The following is an 11,866-nucleotide window of genomic DNA, read 5'->3' on the forward strand; positions in this document are numbered from 1 at the left end:
CTTATGCATATAACTTTTTTCACACAGAAAGAAAAGAAAAAGTTTTAGTTATTAGACTTTTTTGCGAAACTCATCGCGTAGGGCTTAAAGCGTACTCCTCCACCTTGGAAGAACTTTCCCATAAACTCGTAATAGAGCAGCCTCAGTGACTGTACTGCGCTTGAGACGAACTCAAAGCTCAGTGCGACGACGTTCATAATGACTAGGCCGATTCCCGCAATCCCAAGGGAGTTAGATAGGGCCACTGCGGCGATGGCTAGGCTTGCGTGAGCGAGAGCGAACGCCGCAATCCTGAGGAAGCTGAAGAGGTTAGCTAGTCCCTCGACGAAAGTCAATAAGAGTCCTCCGACCCCCAAGCCTATAGCGTCAACCCCCACCCCGTGCCCGTGGTACACAGAGTGAATCACAGGCTCTATGAAGCTGAGTAACAATCCGACCAGCGCCAGGATGAACCAGGGGCTTCCCATTGCCGCCATGAAGTTCATGCCAATACTGATAAAGTGCATCGCTGTCATATACAGGCCAATTATATAGAGTATCATCCCTAGTCCATGCTCTCCAAGAGCCCCAATCGGATTTCCCTTCTTGATCTCATTGTAAGCACCTAGAATTAGGCCAAAAATAACCTCAATTGTGGCAATCTTGAATACAAGGAGCATCAGAGTCGTGGTTTCGTGCACCGGGTTTGGCATGATAGGATAATGAAACGGTAACACGATGTGGCTAGCGTGGAGCCAGTGAGTGATTCCATGTTCGATCAGGAAGAACGAGTCAAACATAAATCCAAAAATAATTGCCGATAAACCCATTGGCATCATGATACCTCCTAACCTATACATCATCCCCCCTCCAACCTCCTTATTTTTCCGCCAAAGATATACGCCTATCAACAAGAACAAGAGACCCTGGCCGATGTCTCCATACATGAGACCAAACTGGAACGCAAAGACTACTATACTTATGTAGGCTGGGTTCACTTCACTCGCTGAGGGCCATCCTCTAAGATATGTGAGGATCCAAGCGGGCTTTAGGATCGCGGGCATATTTGGCTCCGGATTAGGGATATTTTGATCATCTGAGCTGGGTGAATCTAAGGTGATATACATTTTCTCCCCCACGCTCGCCTCGACATCCTCGATGGCCTGCTCGAGCTCGGTCACTTTATAGTCTGGCACCCAACCTTGAATAACACTGATCACTTTGGTCCGGAGAACGGGAGGTTTCTTATGGGAGAGGATCTTCAGGATCTTGTCGATATATGAGATCCTGCCAATCCCAATGGACTGCTCGCCTTGAATCTTTGCGATTTTGACTGCAGTCTCTTTTTCATAATCCTCCAAGATTACTGCATATTTCCCCTTAAGCTCTTCAACCTTGGAGTTGTGAGCGTCTTCTGCGACTTTTATTTTGTCCTCTTCAGTCTTAATATTATGGCCGTATTTCTCTTCCTGGGTTTTCTTTAGTGCTTCCTCGTATTTTTTGAGGACCTCATTCCGTTTTTTCGGATCCAGCACAAGGAGCACATCTCTATTGTCGAGGATGTCAAATACATCCTCCACCTCAAAAACCAGGAACAGTGCTTCGACCCACTTCCGCCCCTCCTCGGGGCCGAATATAAACAGGAAACTCTTGTTGGGGCCTGCATCCACTTCCTTGAAGAAAATTTTAGGGTATCTTTTGAGATACTCCTTTAGCTTCGGGATGAGTTTGTTTTTAGTGAGGCCTACCGCGAAGCAACTCTTGAACTCTTCCGGTTCTAAGGCTCTCACTGACTCGAGCTTTCCTCTCGCGCCGTTGATCTTTCTGGTTAAAGCATATGCGCTCTCCTTTGCTTCCTCGAACTTTATGGTCTCCTCCGCTATTGAGGACTGTAGCTCAGCAATGATCTCCTCGCGCTGCTGCTGTCGTAACTCTCTGATATCATCGAGTTGCTGTATCAGGCCTTCCAATTCCCCAAGGACACTGTTTATCTCCTCCTCAGGATTGGCGTGGAATCTCCTCAAGTCTTCGTTGCTAGGTAGAACGCTTTCTAATTCTCCCTTACTCAAATCTAGGAGCTTTTGGTAGCTGACATGAACTTTGTCGTAGAGTTCCCTATAATCGACTTGTTGGTCCTCGTCGTAGAGATCCTCAAATCCTGGTCCAGTCGCCTTTTTCAGCTGAGTGACGCGAGCTTTACCCATTGACTCTAGTACTAGGCTCTCGTATTCAGGGGGAGTAATGATAGTAACTTTCTTCATCAAGGCGGTTCACCTATAGAACACCGTTTTTGATAAAAAGGTTTCCTAGCTGCACACAAATGCATGAGGCTCTCAACAACTTGGTCTTTTAACTCCCCTTCGGAAAAACTGTGCAGAAGAAGGTAGGTGACTAGATGGAGACCGCCGTGATTGTGTCTCTCTCAACCCCATTCTAATGAATTTCCTGTAACAGTTTTACAGTTCCTCTTAATCCTGTTCTCCTGTATCCTTCTTTCTTATTGCCGTCAAGCTCTAGCTTCTTCAGGATAGCTATGAGGGCACTAGCCATTGCACGCGCGAAAGTTATGGGAGAAAAGTATATCCTTATTTAGACTCCTTTAATGCAACGGAGATTTCCTGCAGCCCTAATTCGTCGAGAAGCTGTAACGTCATAGGTGCGTCGACCTTTATTGCTCCCTCAATAAGGGTCTCAATGCCACTCTTCGTGGCCAACTGGTCCTGTCTCCAGAGGTAAATTATCTTTTTTGCCAACTCCGTCGGAATCGCGTTCTTCTCCTTAGTGTTCAGCACTATCTCAATAAGTTTTTCCGAGAGGTCCCCATGTAGCGATGAGGGTATTTTTTCAAACTTGGGCTCCATATTATTTCTATATCCTATTTTCAACTGAATTATTTATTGAATTCCTTGTTCCGATCATATGAAAACCCTTTTTTCCCTGATGATTCAAAACAAATATTTAAAATAATTGTGGATTTCTCAGATATCATACTAACCTATTAACTCTATTTAAAATATTTATCATATTTTATGACCTAAATTAACATTTATATATCAATTTTGAGTTATATGGGGAATTCATCAACATGATTATACTTCTCATAAGCTATTTTTATAATATCTATAGAAAAAATTGAATAATATCACTACCCCTTTAAAGTATTGTTAACCTGGTATATCGTGTGAAATGTCCCTCGATGTTATAGACATGAAGATAATCCAAAGTCTAACGGAAGATGCCAGGTCCACATACAAGACCATCGCGGGGGAGGCCGGAGTAAGCGAGGCGACGGTAAAAAATCGCATCGATAAGCTCAAGGAGACAGGCATAATATCCCGGTTCACGACAGTTCTTGACTATTATAAGCTTGGAAGAACCATCAAAGCCTTCATCGGGCTGAAGGTACAACCATCGAAGCTCCAAGACGTCGTGGAGGTCCTTAAGAAAAACTCGGATGTTCATGTTCTCTACAGAACCAGTGGTGACGTAGACCTCCTCCTTGAGGTAATCCTCGAGAAGATGGAGGACTTGAACGCCTTCCTAGAGCGTGAGCTAGTCTACGATGGAATCCTTGGGACCGTAGTCACCATCGTAATCGGTCCCTACAAACGATGTCCCTGGACCTGTATTTAATGCTAGGCCCCCTTTTTCTCTAGAGATTTGTATTGCAAAACCCTCCAAATTGGCTTTATGCCCCCCAATTCTTGCCTTTAAAGTGATCTGTAAACATCCCCTAATTTACTTGGTTGGAACTGCTCATTTCTAAACTTTCCAGGCATTACCTGATTTAGTCAAGATCCTCCAGCTTAGGGTCAAAGTCCCTAAATGATGAACATCCAATTAGCCGAGCTTTATTAGATCTAATTCCCTGAACTCAGGTTTCAGTTCCTTCCTTTTAGTGCTGTGAAGGCGCCCCCGCTCGTTATGACTTGTGCTTGATAAGGAGCGCAAGGATTTCTAGGAGCATTACCTCTCCATTATTTTGACTCTGCTGATCTTCCCCTGTACAGCTTGTATAATTAGTAATACCTTCCCAGATCCATGAAGAAAGTCAGGGACTTGCTATCAACCTCTTCCATGTTCTTGATGAATAAGCTCCTCTATGAATTTTCGTGCGTGCGGTCTTATAGTCAAAAACAGTAAATTTTTCCCACTTCAATCACTAACTGTTTGATGAATATTGCAGCCTAACGAACCGTATTTATACCGAGACCTAAAGTTACAAGGGATGTCCAAGCCCAACTGCGCTGTCTGCGGTAAAAAACTTGAGCCCAACGAGGTCAGGATCAATGAACGGGGCATCATTCGGAGGTCAGCCCTGAAACGATACCTGTGCTTACGCTGTCGCAGAGATGATTACAATCAATATCAGTTATCAATAAATGAACTTATCAAAAAGCGATAATGCTGTTTATTTGAACTACCCTTTTGTATCTATCTTATGAGTCGTCGGGGGGGGACCTATCTCCTTAGTCTTTCTTATTTTCTGGAAGATGCAGTAATCCCTTTTCTTGACATTGTCGCCTTGAATGTTATACTCAAGAGTTTACGCCTTAGACCAGACCGATACTCTTCACCTCAGAAAATGCGGTCAGTTTGATGAATATGACTTTGTCCTTGGCCGGGATAACTCTGGCCAAGGCGTAACTGATAACCCTATTCATTTTCTATCTCGCTTCCAACACTGAGCTGTTTCTTAGGATTTAGGTCTATTAAGGTTCGGATTGAACGACTGGGGGCTTATCGTGTAGGTGCTCGATCTTCTTGATAAGGAAGAAAATAGTGACTGCGTATTGAATGATCAGGAAAAACGTTAATGCTACTACAAGGAGCTTGTTCTTGGGAGCTCTTAACAAGACAATGGGGATAACCGCTATCATCCCTGCCATGGGTAGCAGGAGCACTGATAGGAAGACGATTTTGTTCTTCTTATAGGTCTCGTAGAAGCTAGATTGAGTGCTCATCTTTGAGGGTTCTCCAGAGACCATAGAAAGAGTTACCCGAATAAAAAAATTGGTGCATGACAGAGGGGATTAGACCTTGGCCACGTGCCAAATGGATTCTGAATGTAAAAAGCTATGGCTTTTATTATGGTTCAGTTAAAGGCATCTAGAATCTTTTCTTCTATGATTTCTGACAGCAAAGATAATACCCCCTTCTTGTAATTACCTTCCCGCAACGCGCGTGTTGGCTAACTTGAGTCTGATAGAGTCAAGTCTTCAACTGTCATGTGTAGACATATATGTTGAACAATTAGCCCTATTCATGTCACGTGCTGTTTTTCAACTTTATCTTCCTTAACTCAGCTTCTGCTAGTTGTTCCGCGCGTGAATCAAATGAAAATGGTGAATTATAGTCTAGCTTAGGGGGCAGGTGGAGTCACCGTCAGTTCCTCGTTGATCTCTACCCGATCCCGCAGCGTAACCTCCAAGCCCTTGAGCCTGTTCCTGAGGGTGACTTCTGTGGTCCCTGCTGCGGAGGCGACCTCCTTCTGAATCTTTTTGTCATCCATTTCGATGCAGGCCATGTATAAAGCTGCGGCAGCGATCCCTCTCGGGTCCTTTCCTGACAGGCCCCTTCTCTCTTTGGCCCGCATCAATATATCCACTGCAAACCTCTCGGTGTCCGGCTTCAGGTTGAGTTTTGAGGCGATACCAGAGACAAACTTCATAGGGTCGTCGATAGGCATTTTTAGCTTTAGCTGCCTATGGAGTAGCCTATAGGACCGGGAGACCTCGGAGTGCTCTCGTATGCTGGCCTTGGAGATCCCCTTGAGAGGTCTAGGCACTTTGCGTTGCCGACATGCTGCGTATAAACTAGCCGCGACAAAGGCATCTATGGAGCGGCCGCGGATCAGGTCGGCCTTGAGAGCCTGACGGTAAATGAGGGCTGCACTCTCCTTAACCATTTTGGGTATCGAGAGAACAGTTGAGAGTCTGTCGAGCTCTGCCATGGCGATGCTCAAGTTCCTTCCCCAGGTGTCGTCAAGCTTTGACCGTGTGTCGTATCGCTTAAGCTTCTTCATCATGTTCCTAGTGTCTACTGTGAGCTTGTTTCCACGGGCGTCCCTGCCTCCCTTGAAGCTTGTTGAGAGCCCCATGTCATATATTGTGTATGATCTTGCCATTCCGACCCTAGTTCTAGTCTCCCTTTCGGCGCTAGTAAATGCCCTCCATTCAGGCCCTAGGTCGATAAATTCATCGTTCAATACTAGACCGCATTGACCACAGACCTCCTCTCCGGCTTCTGGGTCTGCGATTATGTTCATGCTACCACACTTTGTACAGCCTCTCATGTTTTTTTTCATTTTTTCACCTTAACTAGCCTTGGAACCGTGATTTTTCTCCGCCAAAATATGATAATATGGATAATTTACCCATACGTAAAATATATATATCTCTCTATGATAAAAACCTTTCGGGAAATAACATGGTCAAACCAAAGGGCAGCACAGGCACCACAAAAATGAAAATCATGGCAATAATCGACTATAACTACGATAATGGCGCAGATTCGTATGGCTACACCATTTGGCAGTCTCTTAAAAACCACTTTCACATTTATCTAACTAACAGCGATGTCAGAAACGTTTATCATCACCTTAGAGAGCTCACAGACCTTGGATACCTTACCAAAGAGGACGAAAAGTTAGATGATCCCTCCAAGAGGTGTTTATACGCCCTTACTGAGGACGGCAAGGGCATCGAGAGCCGTTACTCTCCATATCTAGATATTGTCCGCAGGAGCTCTGGACCGGCAAGGAAATATTAATTCTCGGCCTTCTCTAATGAGCTGGGTAGCGCAAGTAGCTCAAATATTATTGGATCTCCAGGCTTTACATCTCGTAGGATGTCCTTAGGAAGGCTCAGTTCGATGTCTTGTAGGTCCATTGTGACGGTAAGCACCGTTTTCCCCTCCATATCCGCCCTCTCCTTAACAGTGGCGTTGACCTGTGTGAACGGGTGATCCAAGTCGATGGTATTCCTGTTAACGAGAAGCTCGTTGAGGATGAGCTCGATGTGGAGGAACTCCTCGATGAATTGTTGACCCATTTCTGTTAGCTTGAAACCTCCGCCCCCAGACTTCCCCCCTTTGTGGGAGATAACTAGGGGCTGTCCGATTCTCCCCTCGGCTTTTCTGATAAGTCCCCAGGCAAATCTATAGGACATCCCCAACCCCTCTGCCGAGGCCTTGAGGGTACCCAAATCAGAGACCTTCTTTAGCAGCTGGTAGAGTCCCGGACCAAACACCATCCCCTCGTCTGTCTCCAGCCAGAGCTTGAATGAGAGTTTATGCCTGGGGGAGGTCGTCATGGGTCTTCAACAACCTGTGTCATTGTGAGCGGATAGCGTTTTCCCATATATCGGTTAGCTGTTATAATCATTGTCGGAGGAGCTGGAGTGGGATATCTAGGGTTCTACGGTCTCCATGGTTCCATTTGGAATCTCAAATTTAAACTGCATCTCATAAAGCCGTTTATATAGTCCGCCTCTCTTGATGAGTTCCTGGTGGGAGCCCGTCTCTGCTATCCTTCCCTCTTGGATGACAACGATCTTATCCGCTTTTCTAACGGTGCTGAGTCTGTGGGCTATTATGATGGATGTCCTATTTTTGAGGACTATGTCCATGGCACTCTGGATTATTAACTCTGTGTAGGCATCGATGCTGCTTGTAGCCTCGTCCATAATGAGGATACGGGGATTCGCTAAAAGAGCCCTAGCGAGGCTCACTAGCTGCCTCTGGCCTTGGCTGAGGCGGCCACCACGCTCCCTGACCTCAGTTTCATAGCCCTCTGGGAGTCTTTTGATAAACTCATGGGCTCCTACGGCCTTCGTGACCTCGATGACCTCCTCATCTGTTGCTTCGAGTCTTCCGTACTTGATGTTCTCCATGATGCTTCCGGAGAAGAGGTAGGTATCTTGGAGGACGATAGCCATTTGACCCCTAAGAGACTCAATATGGACTCCTCGGATATCCTGACCGCCCACGGTGACTCTGCCCTGCGTTGGGTCATAAAACCTGTAGAGGAGGTTGATTAACGTGGTCTTTCCCACCCCCGTGGGTCCCACAAGGGCAACAGTGGTGTTCGGCTCTATTTCCAGGTCGATGTCTCTGAGAACCGGCTGACCTTCCTCATAGCTGAAAGACAATTTCTCATATACGATCTTTCCCTCAATGGTGTTGGCTTCTACAGCATCCGGAGCGTTAGCCACCGTGATGTCAGAGTCCATGATCCCAAAGACCCGTTCCGCGGCGGCGAGGGCGGACTGAACACTATTCCAAAAGTTGCTTAGGTCCTCAATTGGCCAGAAGAACCTGTTGAGGTATGACATGAATCCGAACAATACTCCCACGCTGAGTGCTCCATTGATCACAGCGCTACCCCCGAACCACAGGACAAGGCAATTACCAATGGCTGTGAAGATGGCAACCACAGGCCAGAACGCCGACATCACCTGCCCTGCTAGGACGTTGGCTTTCATGTTGTCTGTGTTCAACTTTTGGAACTCCATTCTTGTTACTCCTTCTCGACTGAAGCATTGAATCTCTTTCATACCACTGACGCTCTCCTCCAATTTGGCTGAGACGCTGGCGATGGTTCTTCGGGTGGCCCTGTAGACTACTCGGACTTTACGACCCCAAGTGAGGAGGAATCCAATCATAAGGGGAAGTATGGTAAACGTTATAACGCTCAACCGGGCGTCCATCGTTATCATGATTATTATTATCCCCCCCAGGGTGACAAAGTCGGCGATGACGCTGGCCACGCCACTGGTCACGAGCTCCGTAATCCGATCTACGTCATTAATGACCCTGGAGACAAGACTCCCCATCTTCCGTTTCGCGTAGAAATCGAGGCCGAGCTCCTGGAGGTGGCGGAAGATATCCAGTCTCATATCATACCCCAGCTTTGCCCCCAGCCAGTTTATTATGAATCGCTGGATGACTTGCGCTGCAAAAATCAGGAGGTAGACGATAACGAACGCTATGCTTATGAGTGCAAGCCCTCCTGTGTCAAGGTCCGCGATGTATTTGTCTATAGCGAGAGTGAACATGTAAGGAGGGAGCAGATTGATCCCAGTTGATATTATCGTCACTAGGATGAGTAGCACCAGCCTCCTTTTGTGCCTCGTGATGTATTTTAGCATCCTGCTAAATAGGACCCGGTCGGGCACGGTCCTTTTATATTTCTCATCTTCGTCCCCGTGCCCGTGGTGGTGGTGATAGCCCATCTAAGTCCTCCTCCTTTGGGCACCAGAGGACTGAGTCTCGTAAAGCTTCCTATAGATACCGTCTATTTCTAAGAGCTCGTCGTGGGTTCCCTCCTCAGCGATCTCTCCGTCATCAAGGACGATAATATAGTCGGCCTTCCTAATGCTGCTGAGGCGCTGGGTAATAATGAAGGTTGTCCGGTCCTCCAGTAGTTCGTCAATGGCTTGCTGGATTTCGTACTCAGTATGGGTATCAACGCTGCTTGTAGAGTCGTCCATAATGAGAATCTTAGGGTTTTTCAGGAGCGCCCTAGCGATGGCGATTCTTTGCTTCTGGCCTCCAGATAATGTAACCCCTCTCTCTCCAACCCGGGTTTCATAGCCGTCAGGAAGGCTCTCGATAAAGTCGTTGATCTTGGCCCTCTTCGCAGCCTTCCTAATCGAGATGATACTGGCATTCTTAACGCCATAGGCGATATTCTCTCTTAGGGTGGTGGAGAAGATAAAGGGCTCTTGGCGCACGACGCCCATGTTACTCCTCAGGGATTTGATCTTGAAGTCCTGCAAGTCTACGCCGTCCAGATGGATGGATCCTTTGGAGGCATTGTAGAATCGGGGGATGAGATTGATAATACTGCTCTTCCCGGAGCCTGTGGCGCCAAGAATCGCTATTGTCTGCCCAGGTTGGACGGTTAGGTTGATGTTCTTTAAGACCATATTGGTTCCATCGTAGCTGAACCAAACGTCCTTGAATGTTATGCAGCCTTCAATCTCTTGAACGTCGACGGCGTCCTTCCTATCATGTACCTCCACCTCAGCATCAATGATGTCGAAGACTCTGTTTCCCGCGGCGATAGCCCGGACTACCATGGATGTCATGAATCCAATTCTCCTGACAGGCCCCATGAGTTTTGCAAGGTAGAAGTAGAACGCCACAACGCTTCCAACGGTGATGATGCCTGATATGACCTGCCCTCCGCCGTACCAGATAATGAGGACGAAGCCTAGGCTAGAGATGAACGATGCAAGGGGCCCAAAGCGCGCGCGGAACCAGGCCAAATCCATATTAAGGTCGAAGTACTCCATGAGCTCAACGGAAAACTTTTTCTCCTCGAACTCTTCCCTGCTGAATCCTCTCACTACCCTGGTCCCGGCCAAATTTTCTTGGAGGACCGAGGTAATAACCCCGTACTGTTCCCTAAACAGATTCCATAAGGGGCGGACATTTCTTGAAAAGTACGCGGTGGAGAGGAAGACGAACGGGACAACACTCAGAGATAAAAGGGTAAGGGTTGGGTTGATCGAGATCAGGGCGTATAGCACAAGCACTAGGAGGAGAACCGAGGATAAGACCATGCGAACCCCCATTTGGTAAAAGCGTCCCATCATGTTGATATCTCCGGTGGCCCTCGCCATGAGCTGACCTGTCCTTTGCTGATCGTAGAAGCTGAAGCTTTGCTTCAGGAGGCTGTTGTACATATCTTCTCGAATTTTGTAGGTAGCCTCCTGGGCCACTATCGTGGTGGTATACCTTTGCAGGAACGTAAAGAGGCCCGTTATTATTGCAATAACGATCAGGGATAGGCTGAATACGAGGAGGGCTCCAAAAGAAGGATTTGAACCGGAAGCGGCGCTATACCACGAAGCAATGGGGAGTAATATTCTTGAAGGAAATCCGCCAACCCCCCTTTTGAATGCAACTATTTCTCCAGTACTGAGTGCTCTCACCATGTCAATTATGGAGCCAATTATTGCAGGGGAGAGGATATCGAAGACCGTAGTTATGACTATGAGAACAAAAACCACTCTGAGCATCCATGAAACAGCGATATAACCCAAGAGGCGTTTCAGTGTCTCCCTTTGGGTCCTTGTACTGGTCGGAATTCTATCAATTGATCTCCTACCTCCTCCTCTACCGCCGCCTCCTCCACTGCCACGCCGTGCCATATTTTATGTCACTCCTGGAATGTCAGGACTGAGTTCAGCTCATTAAGCGCACTAATGTAATTTTGGTCTTGGGCCAACTTCAGATTGGTTACGAGCTTTACGAGACTGCGATAGATAAATCTCCCAAGCTCATTCGGATTTCCTTGTTTATCTACGGTCTCCTCAAAAGCCCTCTTCCTTAGTTCTTTGATTAGAGTAATGAGTTCCTCTACCTTTTCTCGTTTCTCCGCTTTGAACTCCAATCCGAAGGACCTCAGGCCGTCAGTAATCCTCTGCTGGACCTCCTCCTGCCATACCATATAGTTGTCGTCTTCCGCCAGGGTCTCGCTGAGGCTGTATGACACTATGAATCTATCTCCGATGCTCTTGTAGTATGATTGAACCATATTCCTCACCTGAACGGTGCGGGTCTTCTTAACAAGTCCAGCCTCTTTAAGAAGGTTGAGATGGTGGATGATGCTAGAGTGGTTCTTCTTGAGAGACTTGGCGAGATCCGTCGCGGACCTCTCATGGTGCCTTAGTGTATGGAGTATGTGGCGGCGGGTCTCATCAGCGAAGAGTTTAGCTATTTCGGGGTCCTTGATGACGCGAATTCCATTGACCAATATTTTCGCTACAGAACCGTGTACCGTTCTATATAAATTCTCTCAATAAACCATCAATCTTTTTTTGTACAACTCAAGGTAGACGAAGGCGTGGAGAATCAAGATGCATTCCAAGGCATTATT

11 protein-coding genes are annotated in these 11,866 nt (G+C 46.9%); 3 read left to right on the plus strand and 8 right to left on the minus strand.

Features of this window, described 5'->3' with window-relative positions; genetic code table 11:
• Positions 1-44: 44 nt before the first annotated feature.
• Together QGG23_05645 and QGG23_05650 are read right to left on the minus strand one after the other, a co-directional pair.
• Complete coding sequence (locus tag QGG23_05645; protein MDP6048909.1) at positions 45-2,240, minus strand: V-type ATPase 116kDa subunit family protein; 2,196 nt, start codon at positions 2,238-2,240, stop codon at positions 45-47.
• Positions 2,241-2,564: 324 nt separating this feature from the next.
• Positions 2,565-2,840 (minus strand): hypothetical protein, encoded by a 276-nt coding sequence (locus QGG23_05650; protein ID MDP6048910.1) that lies wholly within the window; start codon positions 2,838-2,840, stop codon positions 2,565-2,567.
• A 325-nt stretch (positions 2,841-3,165) separates the two neighbouring features.
• Between QGG23_05650 and QGG23_05655 the strand changes: the two genes are divergently transcribed.
• Positions 3,166-3,612 carry an Lrp/AsnC family transcriptional regulator gene (locus QGG23_05655; protein MDP6048911.1) on the plus strand — a complete coding sequence of 149 codons (447 nt, stop codon included), beginning with the start codon at positions 3,166-3,168 and terminating at the stop codon, positions 3,610-3,612.
• Between the two features lie 595 nt (positions 3,613-4,207).
• On the plus strand, positions 4,208-4,384 hold the full coding sequence (locus QGG23_05660) for a hypothetical protein (protein ID MDP6048912.1): 177 nt from the start codon (positions 4,208-4,210) through the stop codon (positions 4,382-4,384).
• A 307-nt stretch (positions 4,385-4,691) separates the two neighbouring features.
• Here QGG23_05660 and QGG23_05665 read toward each other — a convergent pair whose 3' ends face one another.
• Positions 4,692-4,943: a hypothetical protein gene (locus tag QGG23_05665; protein ID MDP6048913.1), complete on the minus strand. Its 252-nt coding sequence runs from the start codon at positions 4,941-4,943 to the stop codon at positions 4,692-4,694.
• 398 nt (positions 4,944-5,341) lie between these two features.
• Entirely contained in the window at positions 5,342-6,286 is a 945-nt protein-coding gene (locus QGG23_05670; protein ID MDP6048914.1) for a TFIIB-type zinc ribbon-containing protein, read from the minus strand.
• Between the two features lie 122 nt (positions 6,287-6,408).
• Between QGG23_05670 and QGG23_05675 the strand changes: the two genes are divergently transcribed.
• Positions 6,409-6,750 (plus strand): helix-turn-helix transcriptional regulator, encoded by a 342-nt coding sequence (locus tag QGG23_05675; protein ID MDP6048915.1) that lies wholly within the window; start codon positions 6,409-6,411, stop codon positions 6,748-6,750.
• Here QGG23_05675 and QGG23_05680 read toward each other — a convergent pair.
• The 4 genes from QGG23_05680 to QGG23_05695 all read right to left on the minus strand — a co-directional run bounded on the left by QGG23_05680 (position 6,747) and on the right by QGG23_05695 (position 11,743).
• On the minus strand, positions 6,747-7,292 hold the full coding sequence (locus QGG23_05680) for a LysR family transcriptional regulator (protein MDP6048916.1): 546 nt from the start codon (positions 7,290-7,292) through the stop codon (positions 6,747-6,749). The genes QGG23_05675 and QGG23_05680 overlap by 4 nt on opposite strands.
• Positions 7,293-7,388: 96 nt before the next feature.
• Entirely contained in the window at positions 7,389-9,212 is a 1,824-nt protein-coding gene (locus tag QGG23_05685) for an ABC transporter ATP-binding protein (GenBank protein MDP6048917.1), read from the minus strand.
• Complete coding sequence (locus tag QGG23_05690) at positions 9,213-11,138, minus strand: ABC transporter ATP-binding protein (GenBank protein ID MDP6048918.1); 1,926 nt, start codon at positions 11,136-11,138, stop codon at positions 9,213-9,215.
• Positions 11,139-11,146: 8 nt separating this feature from the next.
• Positions 11,147-11,743 (minus strand): ArsR family transcriptional regulator, encoded by a 597-nt coding sequence (locus tag QGG23_05695; GenBank protein MDP6048919.1) that lies wholly within the window; start codon positions 11,741-11,743, stop codon positions 11,147-11,149.
• Positions 11,744-11,866: the final 123 nt, after the last annotated feature.

The sequence above is a fragment of the Candidatus Bathyarchaeota archaeon genome (assembly GCA_030739585.1).
In the GTDB taxonomy this organism is placed as follows: Archaea; Thermoproteota; Bathyarchaeia; order TCS64; family TCS64.

Excerpts from the sequence above, each read along its gene's own strand:
- QGG23_05685 (MDP6048917.1), bottom strand. The coding sequence starts at position 9,212 with ATGGGCTATCACCACCACCACGGGCACGGGGACGAAGATGAGAAATAT.
- QGG23_05690 (MDP6048918.1), bottom strand. The coding sequence starts at position 11,138 with ATGGCACGGCGTGGCAGTGGAGGAGGCGGCGGTAGAGGAGGAGGTAGG.
- QGG23_05680 (MDP6048916.1), bottom strand. The coding sequence starts at position 7,292 with ATGACGACCTCCCCCAGGCATAAACTCTCATTCAAGCTCTGGCTGGAG.
- QGG23_05660 (MDP6048912.1), top strand. The coding sequence starts at position 4,208 with ATGTCCAAGCCCAACTGCGCTGTCTGCGGTAAAAAACTTGAGCCCAAC.
- QGG23_05675 (MDP6048915.1), top strand. The coding sequence starts at position 6,409 with ATGGTCAAACCAAAGGGCAGCACAGGCACCACAAAAATGAAAATCATG.
- QGG23_05650 (MDP6048910.1), bottom strand. The coding sequence starts at position 2,840 with ATGGAGCCCAAGTTTGAAAAAATACCCTCATCGCTACATGGGGACCTC.
- QGG23_05665 (MDP6048913.1), bottom strand. The coding sequence starts at position 4,943 with ATGAGCACTCAATCTAGCTTCTACGAGACCTATAAGAAGAACAAAATC.
- QGG23_05655 (MDP6048911.1), top strand. The coding sequence starts at position 3,166 with ATGTCCCTCGATGTTATAGACATGAAGATAATCCAAAGTCTAACGGAA.
- QGG23_05645 (MDP6048909.1), bottom strand. The coding sequence starts at position 2,240 with ATGAAGAAAGTTACTATCATTACTCCCCCTGAATACGAGAGCCTAGTA.
- QGG23_05670 (MDP6048914.1), bottom strand. The coding sequence starts at position 6,286 with ATGAAAAAAAACATGAGAGGCTGTACAAAGTGTGGTAGCATGAACATA.